Source organism: Sporosarcina soli (assembly GCF_042655805.1).
GTDB lineage: Bacteria > Bacillota > Bacilli > Bacillales_A > Planococcaceae > Sporosarcina > Sporosarcina soli.
In genome coordinates this window covers 194,693-210,778 of record NZ_JBHSNO010000006.1, presented here as the reverse complement: position 1 = coordinate 210,778, position 16,086 = coordinate 194,693, and the positions used below count along the sequence as shown (strand labels likewise).

The following is a 16,086-nucleotide window of genomic DNA, read 5'->3' as shown; positions in this document are numbered from 1 at the left end:
TGGGGAAGGAGTGATTTAAATGGATAATGGCTATTTCGTAGGGTGGGGCACACTTGCGCTGATCAATGCAGGCCTCGCACAAGGTAAAAATCGCAGTGGACTGAATTGGTTTCTCCTTTCACTTCTATTAGGTCCTATTGCTACATTCTGTCTCGTGCTTGCCGAAAAAAGATAATAGATGCCTACAGTTGTACCCAAACAATAACAAAAGTACTCAGCGTAAATCTGAGTATTTTTTGTTATCCAACTATAAAAAATGAATGGATGTATTTAACATTAGCAAAACGAGAAAAAAGTGCTACTCTGTTAAAGATAGAAATAAAATATTGGAATAGACATCAGTGACTTTTTATGATATATCATGGGATTACGATCACCACGTTTCCATTCAATCATCTGTACAACATAATCATTCAATAAAAGAGGTAATTTATGTGATAAAGACATTGCGTTTCTGGATTATGCTTCTTCTGACATTTACGATGATTGGCATTCTGGGCATCACATCAATTGCAGGCTATTTTGTGGAAAAAGAAAATGTAGTCGATAATACATTGAAGATGAATAATGTTTTTTCCGCGAAATTGGCTCAATTGACAGAAGAGGTCTTTGAGGGGATGCAAAGTCAGTTACAAGTGAAAGCCTTTGAAGTGAGTGCTGACATAGACGACGCTGAAAAATTAACTGAAGAACTGGATGTGCTACTCAGTAGTAACAAAAATTTCAACTCACTCTCTGTTGTCAATAGAGATGGAGTGGTACTGGCTACGGCACCTGACGTAGGTATCGTGGGAAGTAAATTAGAGACCCCTGGTCCGAAAGAAGCGCTCTATGAGAGAAAGAATCTCATTTCAGCCCCTTACCAAGCTACAACTGGTAGACTGCTCGTTTTGATTTCCACACCTTTATGGAATGATAAAAATGAGTATCTCGGTTTTTTGAGCGGTACGATTTATTTGCAAGAAGAGAACTCGATTCGTGACATCCTAGGGGATCATTATGCGACGGACGGTTCGTATGTATGGGTGGTCGATCGCAATGGGATAATTATTTACCATCCGGTTGCAGATCGAATTGGGACATCGGTCGTGGAAAATGATGTTGCACAGAAAATCATGCGGCATGAAAGCGGGGCGCAAAAAGTGCTCAACTCGAATGGGCAGGAATATCTTGCAGGCTATACTTTTATTAAGGCAAGCAAGTGGGGAGTCGTGTCACAAACGCCAATTGGAGTAAGCGTCAAATCAGCGGCAGATGTTGTTTCTAGAATGTTGTTGTATGCTTTGCCATTCGTGATCTTTTTCTTTTTCGTAACGATTCTCTTGACCAATGGATTAGCATCTCCCTTGCGGAAGTTAGCCCTATATTCAGCTAGTCTAAGAGAAGGAGAGCGTACGCAGACGGCTATTCCGACGTGGTATTTTGAAGCGAAACAGTTAAATGAAACCATACGTGAATATGCGGAATGGCAACAACAAACTGTGGACGAATATAAAGAACGTTCCTATACGGATGCACTCACTGGGTTAAAAAATCGAAGATATCAAGAGGAAATGATAGCGAAGTGGATCCGCCACAAAAAGCCATTTTCCCTGATTATGATTGATATCGACCATTTTAAACAGGTCAATGATACATATGGTCATCAGGTCGGAGATGAAGTATTAAAATTCCTTGCTGAAAAAATGTGTGAAGTTGTTCGAAGTGAAGACGTTTGTGTTCGACTAGGCGGAGAAGAATTCGTGATGCTGTTGACAGACACAAATCATACGGATGCACTGAAAATTGCGGAAAGGCTTCGCCGAAATGTTGCAGCAGTTGTGTGTCCTACGAATGACATCATTACAGTTTCTTTAGGAGTAGGTTATTATCATGATCCGGAAGAAACGGTGGACCACTTATTTGAGAGAGTAGACAAAGCCTTATATCGGGCAAAAACAGAAGGTAGAAACCGGGTCGTTTTGGCGGAAGAGTAAGGATAGCTGTATAGTAAAAAGACTTCGCGAATGGCAGCGAAGTCTTTTTACTATTCACAAACGAGGATTTGACGGGAAAATGTCCCTTTTTTTGCAATACAGCGATCTGTTATGGCAAAACCGGCTTCGGTTAACATATGGTCAATCGTGTCAATCGTCACGACGATGACTTTCTTCGCAAATCGGCGTGCTTCCTTTAAAATGTCGAGTTGCCCTTCGGCGGTAATATGGGTAAATAAATTATAGGGCATATCGATGATGGCCACATCGTAAGTGTCCATGACATCTGCAATCGGTCCAATTGTCACATCGCCTTTCAATCCGAAATGGGCTATATTCTTTCGCGAACCTAAAACGACGAGAGGGTTGATGTCCCGGCCGGTGATATTGATGCCCATCGATAATGCTTCCACCAATACTGTTCCTATACCACAACAAGGATCGATGGCTCGGACACCATCGGGTTGCGGAACGGCAATATTGGCAACTGCCCGTGCAACACGGGTACTAAGTGCGGTCGAATACATATGTGGTTTTTGTTGGTGTTGAAACCAGATCGCTTCGCTTTCCATATGCTTTCCGAAGTACCAGTGGTTATCTAGTGAAACAACGCCAAAAACAAGATCCGGATTGTCTAAGTCGGGTTCACCTTGAATACGTAAACCGATTGTACGCTCTATTTTCCGTCGTTCAGAATGTCCAATTTTTTTCGTTGCACCCAGTTCTGTCGCATTCAGACAGACAACGCGAAAAGTCGCTTCATCTATTTCAAGTTGCGCTACTTGTTCTAAAAGTCCATCTAAGCTTGTATCTTTGTACATGACGTCCAGTCGTTCCTTCATAAAAGGACTCCGACTCGGATCGATGTCAACTGTACTTTTCAACACATTGGAAGGCACGTCAAATCCAAAAAACATCCGCATCTCCAATTTGCATAGATCCTGTTCATCTTTATGACGTACATAGGTGTATATATATTCTGGATCTCTCAAATAATTCCCATCCTTTACTGTGCTTCCTCTACCGCCTCAACTAAATTGAAAACGAAACGATAAATTAGTTCATAAACTTCCTCGAATGATTGTGATTCGTGAAAACCTTCTACAAAGTCTAGCGCGAAATTCATATCCCACAAACCGTCTTCCCCGGAAAACATCACGCTATATTTTGCACCGTCTCCTTGTAGATGGGTATCCAAATAAGCTTTGATAGCAGCACCGCATTTCTTTTGCAATCTCAATCCGAACAAAGCGGTATACGTTTCAAAGACATCATCGAATTCAAGTGCGATTGCGTCTACACCGACAAGCCCAAAATCATTCGCTTCCACATAAATAAAATCTTCTTGATGGCTCTTCAAAAAGGAAACGGGTCCAGTCAAAAAGTCATGGTTTTCAGCCTGAATTACTGCTTCTGACTCTTTGTTGCACCGCTCAATTATTTGGAAATGAAAACTTTTTTCAACAGCAATGACCTGACTGGATAACAACTGATGTTTTTCCGCATAGTCTTGCTCAAATTGAAACAACTCGATGTTATTATCATGCATTTGATCTTCAATATATTGTTCCATCTGTTTTTTCAGCATTTCGCATAACTCCTTTACTGATGAGGACTGTAGTTCAGTTCCCCTTTTCTAACAGTATAGCCTACATTGTTTCAGAAGGCTTATTATTTTTATAGATCTTATTTCCAGATTCTTTCGCTTCATATGATTTGTGATTTTTTGTATCACAAAGTATTGTTGCTTTATTGTCAACGATTTTATCGTGATCAAGCACCTCTTGGCGAGAAGGTTCCAATACCAGATCGAACAGTGTAAATCTGTGTTGACAAAATAACAACGCAACTATACACTTATTTGGACTGCATTCGTGCTGAACTGCAACAATTATTGCTAAGTAACGTCAATTAGGAAGGGAGAGTCGACAATGGCTGAGGAGAAAATCAGTAATACGCTAGGATTGTTGTTAAGGGAACGATTAAAAGAACGATCATTGTCCATGCGGCGACTAAGTGAACTCACTGAAATTGATACAGCTACAATTTCACGAATTATTAATGGTAAACGAAAGGCGAACTTACAACACTTAGAGCGTTTTGCAGAATGCCTTGGCGTTCCATTAATCGATTTTGTTGAAGCCGCTGGATATCCGGTTGAGCAGCAGGAAAAGCTTCAAACAGATATGCATGCATCTGTTGACGAAATTCAAGGTGTGCTAGAGTCATCGAACATTTACGATAATCAGTTTTCGATAGAACGTGTTGAGCAAAAACTGGAAAACTATGGACTTTTTTCGCAAACAGATGAGGGGAAAAACACAATCCTTAAGGAGTTTGACGAAAAGCTACAGAAAGTTGGAGGCGTAGGTCCATTTATTAACGAGTTAAAAGGGTATTATAAAAAATTCACTTCGGGGAAGAGTACTTCATTTGAACTTGTTTTAATCGGAAGCGTTCTTTTATACTTTATAATCCCCGTAGATGTTATTCCAGATTATCTATTTCCGATTGGCTATTTAGATGACGCACTTGCCGTACAACTTACTACAAAATCATTAGTAAAAACATAACCAACAGTTAAGTGATAGGTGGATTTAGTTATGAAAAGAAGAGATAGAAGAAAAGCGAAACGAAAAGGATTAAGGAATTTTTTCATACTTGCCGCATTCGTCATTGCGATAGGGTCCTTTTATTGGGGATATCAGTACAATAGTGGTCGGACATTGGCGAACGACGGTCTTCTTAAAGATGATCAAACGACGTTTGAGCCGTTCGAAGGTGAGGACCCACAATTTGGTGAAATTAACGTGTTGCTATTAGGAAGCGACTCTCGAGGGGATGAAGATGCACGCTCGGATTCCCTGATGATCGCGCATTATAACCAAATGACGAATGAGGTGAAACTCGTTTCCATTATGCGGGATACATATGTGGATATTCCAGACCACGGTAAACACAAAATTAATGCTGCATTTGCTTTCGGGGGCCCTGAACTCGTCAGAAAAACGATTAAACAAAATTTTGATATGGACCTTCACTATTATGCCATGGTTGATTTTTCAGGATTCTCCAAAATCGTAGATGTGATTGCACCGGATGGAATTGAGGTTGAGATCCCTTATACAATGTCACACGGGATCGGAATGACTTTGGAGCCGGGAAAACAAGTATTGAACGGAGATCAGTTATTGGGCTACGTCCGTTTTCGTCACGACCGTTTGAGTGACTTTGGACGGGTGGAACGGCAGCAAGAAGCTTTGACAAAATTGAAAGACCAAGCTGTTAGCCTCCATACGTTGATGAACTTACCGAAAATACTTGGTACTGTGGATCCTTATATTGACACCAACGTTGATCATCGGACACTTCTTACAATCGGAAAAGGGTTGCTACTAGGGGAATCTAAACAGATGGAGACTTTACGTATTCCGATTGCTTCTTCATACGAAGATAGACGCGTGAACGTAGGGGCCGTTTTGGATATTGATTTCGAGAAAAACAAACAGGCATTACAAGAGTTTTTATCTCCACAGAAAGAAATCACCAGCAACGATTTGGATGAAGACACACCTCCGGAGAAAAAAGTATGAAACTGGATTATAAACTTTTTGAAATGATTAACCAATTTGCCGGAAAAAATGCGATATTGGATCAGTTCGTTCTGTTGTTTTCGAAGTATGGCCCTATTTTGTTCGGCATCATCTTTGTAGGGCTCTGGTTTTCGAAATCAGGAAATAAGATGGAAAATCGGAAGCTTGTCCTATTTGCGCTAACAATTGCTGTCCTAACACTTGGGATCGATAAGATCATTGAAATGTCCTATTTTCGACCGCGTCCATTTGTTTCACATACTGTGACACTGCTTGTTGAAAAATCAACGATGGACCCCTCCTTCCCAAGCAATCATGCTGCAGGCTCATTTGCCTTGGCGTTCGCCCTTTTTTGGAAACATAGAAAAGCGGGGAGTGTCCTGCTGATTATGGCTGTTTTCATGGCACTTTCACGGCTTTATATCGGCGTGCATTATCCTTTGGATGTGCTGGCAGGCGCTTTTATTGCTCTCTCAGTTACATGGATCGTCATCAGTCAAAGGCGCTTGTTGGAACCTTTGTTTGATCGTATCATCTGCGTAATTAGCAAACTGAATTTGAAAACAAATCATTAACAATCCGAAAAGGAGTTATTGCTTCAGTCGTGAATCCGTCTTTCATTTTCTTCGCGAATAGCCCTTTTTGGAGTCCCCTTTTTCGATTAGGATAAAGGGCTTATAATTGAATGTTCTCAAAAGAGCCGTATTTTGTGCATAATAGATTATAATGGAGAAAATAAGACATTGCTGAACGATAGGTGGATGAAGTGATGAAAAGAAGTGAAAGAAGAAAAAAGAAGCGGAGAGGCCTGCGGTTAGTGCAATTCACCGTCATTTCTCTCCTTATTATAGGAATCGCATATTGGGTCATTCAGTACAATCATGGCTTGTCAATCGCGGGAAAAGACGCCACGAAAGATGAAGTATTTGATCCGTTCGAAGGCGCGGAACCGGTTTTTGGTGAGATTAATGTGTTGCTGTTAGGCGGCGATGCGAGGGGAGACGAGAAGGCTAGAGCTGATACCTTGATGATTGCACATTACAATCAAACGACAAATGATGTGCGGCTCGTATCCATTATGAGGGACATTTATGTGGATATCCCAGGGCATGGCAAACAAAAAATGAATAGTGCATTCGCGATAGGAGGGCCAGAGCTTGTTCGAAAGACGATCAAGGAAAATTTTGATATTGATGTTCATTATTATGCTATGGTCGACTTTAACGGATTTTCAAAAATCGTCGATGTCATCGCACCCGACGGCATTGAAGTGGATATTCCATATACGATGTCTCATGGAATCTACATGACGTTGCATCCTGGGAAACAAGTGTTAAACGGTGAACAATTATTAGGTTATGTACGTTTCCGCCATGACCGGCTAAGTGATTTTGGACGGGTCGAGCGGCAACAGGAAGTATTGACGAAGTTGAAGGATCAAGCGATCAGCTTTCATACATTCGTGAATCTGCCAAAACTGCTCGGTGTCGTAGAGCCTTATATTGACACCAATGTAGATAACCGGACGTTGCTCTCCATCGGGAAAGGCATGTTGTTGAACAAGAATGCGAAGATGGAAACGCTACGGATTCCCGTCGCCAATTCATTTGTAGATAAGCGCGAACGTGTCGGTGAAGTATTGAGTATCGATTTTGAAAAGAACAAGCAGGCGCTGAAAGAATTTCTATCGCCTGCAGAAGAGGATAACAACTCTGAAACAGTAGAAGATCAGCCTTGAACTACTCCCACTTTCACATCGTTTAGAAGTGGGAGATTCCTGCGAACACTTTCGTATCCGAAAGTTATCTTAGCAGGCTCTATCCGTAGTCCCTACGGTGAATGTTAAAAAAACTTGTACGTTGGACTCCAATCGCCTAGCGTACTGCTTGGTTTTCGCTTTTCGGCTAGGCGGGCGGTTGAATCGTTGAAGATTTTACATGACAGACGAAATTCCTGTCAAAACCTCATATCTTCAGTTTTCAAAGAGCAATCTGTACAGTTTTATTATAGCACGCACGTTCTGTAGTGGCGAGCTTTAGGCTATCGTCTAACCGACATTCATCTCGCCCCTTATCGTTGGGCTATGCCCTAAGCACGGTTGAAGAAGGAGTCTTCTGTCGGAACATGATAAAAAACGCGTAACTGCTTATAGTTACGCGTTTTTTTATATAGTCGATTAGTCATCCTGATACCAAGGATTTAAGTGGATGAGCACTTCATCCACATCACTATGCTGTGCCATGATCGTTTGCTTAATCTGCCGTGAAACATCATGACCCTCTTGAATAGTCATTTCCCCTGGGACACTCGCTCGTAAATCTACAAGAATATAATGACCATGTTCACGGGCCCGCAAGCGATCGATTCGCTTTACTTCAGGGATTGTGAGGATTAACAGAGCAAACTCATCCAATCGTTGTTGGCTTATATTTTTCTCCATCAGCACATCCAGTGCCTCTTTCCCGATATCATAAGCGAGCTTCAGCACTAAACCTGATACGATAATACCGGCAAACGGATCCCCGTATGCGAGAAAGTGGATGTCATATAGATCCCCAATCAGCGCAAGGCCGATTCCTAAAACAGCGGCGAGAGAAGCATAGACATCTGCGAGATGATCATATGCTGTCGCAATCAGTCCTTTACTATTCGTTAGTTTTCCGAGTCGGATTGTATAAATGTACAGCGCTTGTTTCCATATAAGTGATATGAAAGCGGTCAGTAACGCCAGCAAGCTTGCTTTTGCCGGTTCTTCGAAAAAGGCCATAACGGCTTCGAAGGCAATATAAAGAGCAGCTAAGCCTAAAATAAGCGCGACAATGGCAGAGCTGATAACTTCGGCTTTTCCATGACCGTATGGATGGTCATCGTCAGCGGGACGTTTCGAAATGCGCATCGATGTCAGGGCGGCACCTGTTGCAATGACATCTCCGGCATTATGGAAACCATCTGCAACGAGGACTGGACTCTTGAAGAGCACCCCTACAACAAGTTTCAGGATCGTTAAAAGGATATTGCTGATTAAACTGATCCATACAGCTAGGATTGAAGCACTTTCGTGACGATCTTTACTCATCTTCCATAACCCCCTAATATGATATCTTTCCTCTGGGAAACAAAAATCCTTGACAGACTTCTGTCAAGGATTCGAACGTTCAAAATTATATTGTTGGATCAATATCGCTAGCATATCCATCACTCATTCGGTTTAGACGTCTAACTTGATTCAGCAGGATTCCCCCACTTCCATAAGTAGTGGGATGAATGTCAGAAAGCATTTCAATCAGGGGGAGTTCAAACTCTCTGTAGCTGACGCTTCGCTTTCAGTACAAAAAAATTTGCTGATTCAAGTTAAGCCTCGGGCGGATGTCATAGATTTTGAAAGGAGTTAATTTTATTTAAGTGCCTTAATTTCTGCAAAAAGCTCAGAAATACGGCAAATCGAACCCTTCGCTGTTCGATTCACAATTCAAAATCTGGACGCAATCACTCCGAGGCGTGATTGATTAAGTATAGCATCGGAAAGTTACATCAGCAAGTAACCTTTCAATCCGCCTTGCGCTCAATCCAGTAGTCAATCGTCAAAAAGGGCCATGCAAAAATCCACATTTGATGCTTTGCACGCAATGTCCCATCTGGCTTTTCATGAACAAGGAAATTTTCTTCAATCGGTAGTTTAAACAACTGGTTGTTCCGGAAAGTTAGGTAGATGCCTGCATCTGAATCAGTTGCACTTGTTTTCCGGCTCGTTAGCTGTAATTGGTTGTCAATCTGATTCAATTCCAAAATACCGGTCATCGTAGCAAAAGGCAATGGTAGGGCAATATTCATATAGGTTCGCTGTGCGGTTGTATGCTGTGAGTAAAGTGCGACAAAGACCGTATCTTCACCGATTTTCCGCACCCAAGCCCGCACATGATCCCGCCCGTCCACTCCATCTTTAAGGGAAAGGATGTCGCCGGTCATTTCCACTTTGACATCATGAAAAGGCAGATTGATCTGCTGCGTTTTTTTACTTGCCAATGTGTAAAGGAAAGCAAACGGTTTAAACCACTTCTGCCATTTCACACGAGAAACGAGTCGATAATCCGTCGTGTTTTCATAAAAATTGATAATGCGGGGAGATAATAAGGGATGGCCATATACTTGCATATCATCAACGAGTCCCCGATGCTTGTTCTTCACAATTTGATTCAAGACCTGCTGACCGATTTTCCATTTCCCACGTATAGCGCTCATAGGGAATCGCGGCATCTCAAAGGTTGGTGTCGGAATAGCTATTGTCCAGCCGATGATTCCAAACAGGGCAAAAAGCACACAGTTCAACAGTCCATGGAAACGGAGCATAAAATCAATGTCAACGGATGTCAGTCCGAAGCCATTTCCAAGTGCATATAGCAAGGAAAAGATGATCGTCACCCCAAGTGCACTAAAGGAAACCCGGACGAGCCATTGCTGGAGCTTGTTGGCGAAAGGCGCTCTCCAAGCCATGCCGATTAATCCGCCGATCCCGATGATATAGAGCAGGACAGATAGTAATTCAAGCCACCTGGAAAACGTAATGCCGATTGCTACGACCATTGGTGCCACAATGAGGAGCGAACTAATAATGGAATACTTGGCGGGCTTATAAATCCTTCCCAATAACCCGATAAATAGGGGAAGCAAAAAGGAGGAGTAATGGAAATGGATGGCTGTTAACCAAGTGATAAGCGGACTAAAACCTGTATTAATGCCCACTACATAGGCAAAAAACCAAGCGCCGCCTAATGCAAGATACATCAGCCCTATATCAATCGAAAACTCTTCCATATGGGTGAATCCCCGGTTGAAAAAACGTGACAATCCGTACAGCGCTACAATAACTGTAAAGAATAAATAAACAGAAGCAAATAGGATTTCCCATTTAGGCGAAGTAGTGAGTTGCAAGAGTACAACTGCCACATATGCAGGAATGAAAGTAAAAGGATAGCATTTTGTAAACCAATCATCCTTTTTTACAATCAGTCGCAAGGCGATCGGCACATAGACGAGCTGTGCCACCGTCAGCATAAGGGAAGGCCATGGATTGACACTAAAATAAGCTACACACAAAAACAGAACGACATGGAGCATGAGGAAATTACGATTCAACATCAATAGCAAACGTCCCTTCATAAGCAAAAACCGTTCCGATCAGAGGATTCCGTACGGTGACATCGATTTGATATAGCCCACTTTCGTCGTCATATGTCTCCCGGACCGTAGCCAAGCCTTGAAATAGTCGCGGCAATGGAATTTCCATCTTTCCGAGGACAAGGCGTTGTTCTAATGATTCAATCGTCAAAAATCCGTCGGCATCCACATGGAAAGCTAAATCTGAGTAAACTAAATGCGGTTCACCAAGGTAATCTTGGATGATCTGTCGCTCGGCATCCAAGCTCATCAGTGCATTGAAATAACGCCTTTTCTGTCCAAAATGAAAAATTCGTTCCCAGTGTACTTGACTGTTCCCGTGTGTTCCGATAAACGCCCGATTTTGAATCGTGAAGGGAATATCCTTTCCATGTTCGGGAAATAGTAATTTCCAATGGATACCGATCCGAAAAAGCGGATAAAGCCATTTCGGGCCACCGTGAATTTCTTTCATGATTCCTGAGGCACTAAAGACAGTCCCTTCCGGCAAGTCATACCTGTGTTGAAGCATCGGATGCAGACGATTGAAATCCTCGCCCATCACTTGTTTGTAAATCGACATCAGATCACCTACCTTTTCCGCTTACAGCTTTTCGCTGTTGGGACGTCTTTGCTGATATACAAACCGATGATAGAAAGCACGATAAGCGCTAGATTGAACGTCACCGGATTGAATGGATGAAGAGCCGCCGTTGGAGTTGCGATAATCGCGGCAACGGTCAGAAGTGGGAATATAATGAGTTGTAGCATGAATAAATGCCGTTTCCTTCGGTAGAACAGCCAGCCGATTCCAACTAATACTTCCGCAATCCCAAGTATCAGCACTGCGAGTGGCATATCCTTTTCTGATAGAGACAAAGCATTTCCGATCATGACTTGTTCTTCCGGATGCATACCGATAATTTTTGGGACAAGCCCTTGGTAAATCCACAGAAAAGCAAAAAACAAGGTCAATAGGTATGTACTAAAAAAGCGCATGTATTGGAAGCGGGGGAGCTCCTCATGTTCCAGCCATCTCTTTAAGACGTCAAAGCTGAGCGCTGTTGCCCAACCAATCAGCGGGCGGAAAGTGAATTGATCAATCCATTTGCCAACCTTGCCGAAGTTTACATCATAATCATATTGCGTCAAAAATTTCACATGATCTTCCTGCGGTACATAGTTCCAATAGCCACGGCCTTCACGGATGGGGGAAATCCACTGATCTGTTCCAAAATGAAGGGAAGAGGAGCGGGTGCCATTTTCCTGGTGCATCGTTCCAACACTCTTACCCCAACCTTCCACTTTCAGCAAAGGGCCGACTGTCCGTGCGTAGACGAATTTCTGTGGTTGTCCTTCTTCTCTTGGTAAATAGGTAATGGAAGAGAATCGGAGATCCCATTGTTCGTGTAAGCTAGGATTTTGTGAAGCCTCCCATACGTTTTCCATCTCTGTATGAATCGGCACTTCTACATAGATCGGTTTCTGTTTCATCCATACCACCTCAAATCTTTCAATCTATCATCGAGCTTAAAAATGACTATACTCTAGTATACAACGAAATCGATCGAAATCGGTCAGCTTTCATACTTGTAGTCCATGAGCAAACAAGCCTTTCGAGTGTGTCCTATCGTATGAAATTCCATGGATTTGGGCAAACTTAAAGTGAAAATCGGTGTGAAAAGTGGGTGGATTCAGATGGGATTCGGGGGAGGAGACAGGTTAAGTAACGAAACGCAAGCCGTTACGATTGACGAGATTCAGCAGAAATTAGAAGGAATCGATGATGCAGTCAACAAAAAGATGATCGTTTCTGGCGAGAATGTGAGCATCCTTTATTTTAGTTCTCTTGTTGACCATCTCAGATTCCATGAAACGGTCATCGTTCCTTTATTTAATGGCCATGGAGACTTGACTCAAGTTTCGGAAGAAGTGAAGCCAGCCAATCTGCACACCATCCTTACTTTAATAACAACAGGGCATACCATTCTCTTTTTTCCCGAAAGGAATCTCTATTTAAAAGTAAATACATACAGTCCACCGATGGGAGCAATTGAAGAATCTGATACTGAATCGACGATTGCGGGTCCAAGAAATTCCTTTACCGAAGCGATGCAAACGAACATCTCTCTCATCAAAAGACGTATTCATAACAGTGGGTTAAAAAGTGATGAATACAGAATCGGTTTGGAAACGAATACGAAAGCAACCGTCCTCTATATGGAGCATCTCGTGAACAAGAACAATCTAGAAAAAGTAGTTCAACGACTCCTTTCAATTCGGACAACTGGCATTAATGATATTAATGAACTCAGTCAGTTAATGGAAGAAAGCCAATTCTCTCCATTTCCTCAATTTCATAATACAGAAAGACCCGACAGTGTCGCAACTTCGCTTTTGGACGGGCGTATCATCATTTTATTGGACAATAGCCAAACGGCACTCATTTGTCCAAGTTCGTTTTTTGAATTTTTTACATCTCCGGAAGATCAGTTTAGTCGTTGGCCGACGGCGACGCTTCTGCGGTGTATCCGGTTTTTTGGTTTCTTTTTAACAATCATGCTCACCCCTTTTTACATTTCAGCGCTTTCTCATCATCCCGAAATGTTACCCTTTGAGGTATTGATCAATTTGCAGGAATCGAGGAGCAGAGTCCCTTTTCCACCGGTGATTGAAGTGCTTTTCATGGAAATCGTTATTGAAGTTGCTAAGGGAAGCGGGATCACGGATGCCTACAAAAATTGGTCAAACGATCGGGATTGTGGGCGGTATTGTTATTGGGACAGCTGCCGTTGAAGCAGGATTGGTCAGTAATACACTGATTGTGCTCGTTGCGATTTCTGCTTTACTTTCATTTTTACCACCGAGTTTTGTTATGAGTAACACGAGTCGTATCATCGGGTACATCTTTATTTTATCGGCAGGCCTGTTCGGTTTATATGGTCAAATGATTGCTTTTGCTTGGCTCATCCACCATCTAATTACATTGACGTCAAATGGAACACCGTATATGGCACCGGTCATTCCAAGGAAATGGACTGATTTGTTGGATGGGGTTTTTCGAGCTCCTCTTACCCTTAGTCAGCACCGGAAAGGTATTTCAGGTGAAGTGGAAAATAAGACACTTCCTATGGATGGGGAGGAGTAATCGATGAATGTCAATCAATCCAAAACGCTGAATGCCTATCATGTTGTTTTCCTTGTTCAAAATGTTATGATCGGAAGCACCTTATTAACCTTACCTCACTTATTGAGTCCGGTAGGGTATAGCCAATGGTGGTTCCCAATCTTGTTCGGTGCACTTGCAAACCTATTACTTATTCCTATGATCTGGATTGCCCGGCAGAATCCTGAACTGACCTTGTTCTGTATTCATCAAAAGCTGTTCGGGAAAGGAATCGGAACATGCATCAATACAGGCATCATCGTTTATGCCATCATTTTGTTGGCTTCTGTTTGTGAAGGGTATTTGGAACTGATTCAAGTTGTCGCACTATCGGATCGGACCATTACGGGGCCTCTGCTCATTTTCTTTTTATTGCTGATCTACATTGCAAACAGTGGAATTAAATCGATTGCCCGTTTTTGTATTGCCAGTTTCTTCTTGGTGACATGGCTTCTTTACTTTCTGACATGGGGATTTACAGAAGGAGACATCGGGCATACATTGCCTCTCTTTAATTTCACATGGAAGGAATTTTTGTCGGCAACGCAAAAAGGTTTCATTTCAGTTGTTGGGTTTGAGGTCATCTTATTTTATTTCCCTTATATCATCCAGCAAGAAAAGGCTTTTAGACATGCCTCGTATGGAATTTGGATTTGCATCTTTTGCTATCTTTCAACGACCCTTGTCAGTGTCATGTATTATTCACAATGGCAGCTGAAGAATGTCATGTATCCGCGGTTCTCTATTTGTTCAATGCAGTGAAACTATCCTTTTTGGAAAGAATTGACTTATTGGCCATTGCGCTATGGGTCTTTTTCATTTTAACAACAACTGCGGCCTATCTATGGGTCGCGAAAATGGGGGTAGACTCAATTCGGGGGACGAAAAAAAAGATCCATCTCTATATCATTGCATTGATTATCTACCTGATGATCAGCCTTCCGCTTCCAAAAGAATTTCAAAAAGAAGTGTATGAACGTATCTATTATGTAACGTATGGACTCATGATTTGGCCAATCTTTTTATGTCTTGTGCAGTTCGTTAAAAATAAAAAAGAGGGAATTCAATGAAGCGATTATTGTTCATAACGTCAATTGTCGCTCTCATGCTATTGTCCGGATGCATGGAGAGAGGACAACATGCCTATGTAGAAGACTTGGCCATGGTGAGTAGCATCGCCTTCGATTATATTGATGAAAAATCGGTGAAAATGACAGTGTCCATTCCACACCCGACAGGTGCATCACAAGAAGTGACCCAACATTATTCGGTCGATACGGAATTGATACAAGAAGGGTTTGTTCAAATTTCATCAAAAGCGGATAAAATGGTCATTTTAAACCAGCTGCGAACATTATTGTTTAGTGAGGAGTTTGCAAGAGAAGGCCAAGTTACAGAGGTCATTAAGCATTTTTATCGAAATCCGAAAGTCGGAAACAATGTCCAGCTAGGGATTGTAAAGGGAAGTGCAGAGGAAATTCTGAAAAGTGATTTTCCTGATAAACCGAGTACAGATACGTATTTATATGAGCTGTTATCACCTAAACTGCATACGGCTTTCAGTCCGTTTACAACGATGCATGACTTTCTTTACACAGAAACGAATCCGATATTCTATTCCACTGTCCCTTATTTGGAGTTGGAAAAGGATTCGGTTAAAATCGAGAGCATTGCTTTGTTTGATAGTGGAAAAATGATAGATACAATAGCTGAAAAAGAATCCTCCTATATCCAAGCATTGAAAGGGGTCGTCAAACTTTCACCGCTTGAAATCTCATTTGGCGAACAAGATGCTAAGGGAAAAGTGCATATTGAATTGATCAAAAGCAAAGCGAAGATCACAAGCAATAAAAACATGGAATCCCCGAAAGTGTCGCTTCAACTGAACTTGCAAGGAGCCTTATCTGAATATAAAGGGAAACGCGATTTACAGAAAATGCGTGAGTATAAGGCATTGGAGAAAGAAGTAAGTAAGCAGGTGAAAAAGGAAATCGAACAGCTACTGGCTCAACTTCAAAAATTGGAGGTCGATCCGATTGGTATTAGTGAAGAGTTCAGAATGTATCATAAAGGGAAATGGACAGAGGAATTAACGAAAAAAATCATTCAAAATGTGAAATACGATGTTCAAGTGGAATTTAAGCTACTGAATACGGGGATTTTGAAATAATAGGGTTGACGGTCATTTTGAAAAGAA

General features: G+C 41.9%; 17 protein-coding genes. 11 read left to right on the top strand and 6 right to left on the bottom strand.

Annotated elements, in window-relative coordinates; translation table 11 throughout:
- The first annotated feature begins 19 nt into the window (after positions 1-19).
- Positions 20-175, top strand: coding sequence for a hypothetical protein (locus tag ACFPRA_RS13255; protein ID WP_239390785.1), 156 nt, complete (start codon positions 20-22; stop codon positions 173-175).
- A 259-nt stretch (positions 176-434) separates the two neighbouring features.
- Positions 435-1,976, top strand: coding sequence for a sensor domain-containing diguanylate cyclase (locus tag ACFPRA_RS13250; protein WP_381435408.1), 1,542 nt, complete (start codon positions 435-437; stop codon positions 1,974-1,976).
- A 50-nt stretch (positions 1,977-2,026) separates the two neighbouring features.
- Here the strand turns inward: ACFPRA_RS13250 and ACFPRA_RS13245 are convergent, their stop codons facing one another.
- Positions 2,027-2,968, bottom strand: coding sequence for a TRM11 family SAM-dependent methyltransferase (locus ACFPRA_RS13245; RefSeq protein WP_381435406.1), 942 nt, complete (start codon positions 2,966-2,968; stop codon positions 2,027-2,029).
- 14 nt (positions 2,969-2,982) lie between these two features.
- Positions 2,983-3,564, bottom strand: coding sequence for a branched-chain amino acid aminotransferase (locus ACFPRA_RS13240; protein ID WP_381435403.1), 582 nt, complete (start codon positions 3,562-3,564; stop codon positions 2,983-2,985).
- Between the two features lie 343 nt (positions 3,565-3,907).
- Here ACFPRA_RS13240 and ACFPRA_RS13235 point away from each other — a divergent pair, with 343 nt between their 5' ends.
- The 4 genes from ACFPRA_RS13235 to ACFPRA_RS13220 all read left to right on the top strand — a co-directional run bounded on the left by ACFPRA_RS13235 (position 3,908) and on the right by ACFPRA_RS13220 (position 7,307).
- The gene (locus ACFPRA_RS13235) at positions 3,908-4,549 is read left to right on the top strand and encodes a helix-turn-helix domain-containing protein (RefSeq protein WP_381435400.1); all 642 of its coding nucleotides are present in this window, start codon (positions 3,908-3,910) and stop codon (positions 4,547-4,549) included.
- 30 nt (positions 4,550-4,579) lie between these two features.
- On the top strand, positions 4,580-5,569 hold the full coding sequence (locus ACFPRA_RS13230) for an LCP family protein (RefSeq protein WP_381435398.1): 990 nt from the start codon (positions 4,580-4,582) through the stop codon (positions 5,567-5,569).
- Positions 5,566-6,144 (top strand): undecaprenyl-diphosphatase, encoded by a 579-nt coding sequence (locus ACFPRA_RS13225; RefSeq protein WP_381435395.1) that lies wholly within the window; start codon positions 5,566-5,568, stop codon positions 6,142-6,144. Before ACFPRA_RS13230 ends, ACFPRA_RS13225 begins: the two co-directional genes overlap by 4 nt.
- Before the next feature lie 194 nt (positions 6,145-6,338).
- A complete protein-coding gene (locus ACFPRA_RS13220) occupies positions 6,339-7,307 on the top strand; it encodes an LCP family protein (RefSeq protein WP_381435393.1) in 969 nt (322 codons plus the stop codon).
- Positions 7,308-7,745: 438 nt separating this feature from the next.
- Here ACFPRA_RS13220 and ACFPRA_RS13215 read toward each other — a convergent pair whose 3' ends face one another.
- The 4 genes from ACFPRA_RS13215 to ACFPRA_RS13200 all read right to left on the bottom strand — a co-directional run bounded on the left by ACFPRA_RS13215 (position 7,746) and on the right by ACFPRA_RS13200 (position 12,217).
- On the bottom strand, positions 7,746-8,645 hold the full coding sequence (locus ACFPRA_RS13215; RefSeq protein WP_381435390.1) for a cation diffusion facilitator family transporter: 900 nt from the start codon (positions 8,643-8,645) through the stop codon (positions 7,746-7,748).
- Positions 8,646-9,115: 470 nt separating this feature from the next.
- Entirely contained in the window at positions 9,116-10,705 is a 1,590-nt protein-coding gene (locus tag ACFPRA_RS13210; protein ID WP_381435388.1) for a YndJ family protein, read from the bottom strand.
- Positions 10,692-11,306, bottom strand: a complete 615-nt coding sequence (locus tag ACFPRA_RS13205) for a DUF4166 domain-containing protein (RefSeq protein WP_381435386.1) — start codon at positions 11,304-11,306, stop codon at positions 10,692-10,694. Before ACFPRA_RS13205 ends, ACFPRA_RS13210 begins: the two co-directional genes overlap by 14 nt.
- 8 nt (positions 11,307-11,314) lie before the next feature.
- On the bottom strand, positions 11,315-12,217 hold the full coding sequence (locus tag ACFPRA_RS13200) for a DoxX-like family protein (RefSeq protein WP_381435384.1): 903 nt from the start codon (positions 12,215-12,217) through the stop codon (positions 11,315-11,317).
- 150 nt (positions 12,218-12,367) lie between these two features.
- On the opposite strand from ACFPRA_RS13200, the gene ACFPRA_RS13195 reads away from it, so the two are divergent.
- From ACFPRA_RS13195 to ACFPRA_RS13175, 5 genes are read left to right on the top strand one after another with little or no spacing between them, the layout of a single operon-like run.
- Positions 12,368-13,519 carry a spore germination protein gene (locus tag ACFPRA_RS13195; RefSeq protein WP_381435381.1) on the top strand — a complete coding sequence of 384 codons (1,152 nt, stop codon included), beginning with the start codon at positions 12,368-12,370 and terminating at the stop codon, positions 13,517-13,519.
- Positions 13,452-13,871: a spore germination protein gene (locus tag ACFPRA_RS13190; protein WP_381435379.1), complete on the top strand. Its 420-nt coding sequence runs from the start codon at positions 13,452-13,454 to the stop codon at positions 13,869-13,871. The genes ACFPRA_RS13195 and ACFPRA_RS13190 overlap by 68 nt, the downstream gene beginning before the upstream one ends.
- A 3-nt stretch (positions 13,872-13,874) precedes the next feature.
- A complete protein-coding gene (locus ACFPRA_RS13185) occupies positions 13,875-14,651 on the top strand; it encodes a GerAB/ArcD/ProY family transporter (protein ID WP_381435376.1) in 777 nt (258 codons plus the stop codon).
- Positions 14,636-14,959, top strand: coding sequence for a GerAB/ArcD/ProY family transporter (locus tag ACFPRA_RS13180; protein ID WP_381435372.1), 324 nt, complete (start codon positions 14,636-14,638; stop codon positions 14,957-14,959). Before ACFPRA_RS13185 ends, ACFPRA_RS13180 begins: the two co-directional genes overlap by 16 nt.
- Positions 14,956-16,059 (top strand): Ger(x)C family spore germination protein, encoded by a 1,104-nt coding sequence (locus ACFPRA_RS13175; protein WP_381435370.1) that lies wholly within the window; start codon positions 14,956-14,958, stop codon positions 16,057-16,059. Before ACFPRA_RS13180 ends, ACFPRA_RS13175 begins: the two co-directional genes overlap by 4 nt.
- Positions 16,060-16,086: the final 27 nt, after the last annotated feature.

What these genes read in the sequence shown, in the direction of transcription:
- ACFPRA_RS13235 (WP_381435400.1), top strand. Translation starts at nt 3,908, where the DNA reads ATGGCTGAGGAGAAAATCAGTAATACGCTAGGATTGTTGTTAAGGGAA.
- ACFPRA_RS13220 (WP_381435393.1), top strand. Translation starts at nt 6,339, where the DNA reads ATGAAAAGAAGTGAAAGAAGAAAAAAGAAGCGGAGAGGCCTGCGGTTA.
- ACFPRA_RS13205 (WP_381435386.1), bottom strand. Translation starts at nt 11,306, where the DNA reads ATGTCGATTTACAAACAAGTGATGGGCGAGGATTTCAATCGTCTGCAT.
- ACFPRA_RS13185 (WP_381435376.1), top strand. Translation starts at nt 13,875, where the DNA reads ATGAATGTCAATCAATCCAAAACGCTGAATGCCTATCATGTTGTTTTC.
- ACFPRA_RS13230 (WP_381435398.1), top strand. Translation starts at nt 4,580, where the DNA reads ATGAAAAGAAGAGATAGAAGAAAAGCGAAACGAAAAGGATTAAGGAAT.
- ACFPRA_RS13225 (WP_381435395.1), top strand. Translation starts at nt 5,566, where the DNA reads ATGAAACTGGATTATAAACTTTTTGAAATGATTAACCAATTTGCCGGA.
- ACFPRA_RS13190 (WP_381435379.1), top strand. Translation starts at nt 13,452, where the DNA reads ATGCCTACAAAAATTGGTCAAACGATCGGGATTGTGGGCGGTATTGTT.
- ACFPRA_RS13240 (WP_381435403.1), bottom strand. Translation starts at nt 3,564, where the DNA reads ATGCTGAAAAAACAGATGGAACAATATATTGAAGATCAAATGCATGAT.
- ACFPRA_RS13255 (WP_239390785.1), top strand. Translation starts at nt 20, where the DNA reads ATGGATAATGGCTATTTCGTAGGGTGGGGCACACTTGCGCTGATCAAT.
- ACFPRA_RS13175 (WP_381435370.1), top strand. Translation starts at nt 14,956, where the DNA reads ATGAAGCGATTATTGTTCATAACGTCAATTGTCGCTCTCATGCTATTG.
- ACFPRA_RS13215 (WP_381435390.1), bottom strand. Translation starts at nt 8,645, where the DNA reads ATGAGTAAAGATCGTCACGAAAGTGCTTCAATCCTAGCTGTATGGATC.
- ACFPRA_RS13195 (WP_381435381.1), top strand. Translation starts at nt 12,368, where the DNA reads ATGGATTTGGGCAAACTTAAAGTGAAAATCGGTGTGAAAAGTGGGTGG.
- ACFPRA_RS13210 (WP_381435388.1), bottom strand. Translation starts at nt 10,705, where the DNA reads ATGTTGAATCGTAATTTCCTCATGCTCCATGTCGTTCTGTTTTTGTGT.
- ACFPRA_RS13200 (WP_381435384.1), bottom strand. Translation starts at nt 12,217, where the DNA reads ATGAAACAGAAACCGATCTATGTAGAAGTGCCGATTCATACAGAGATG.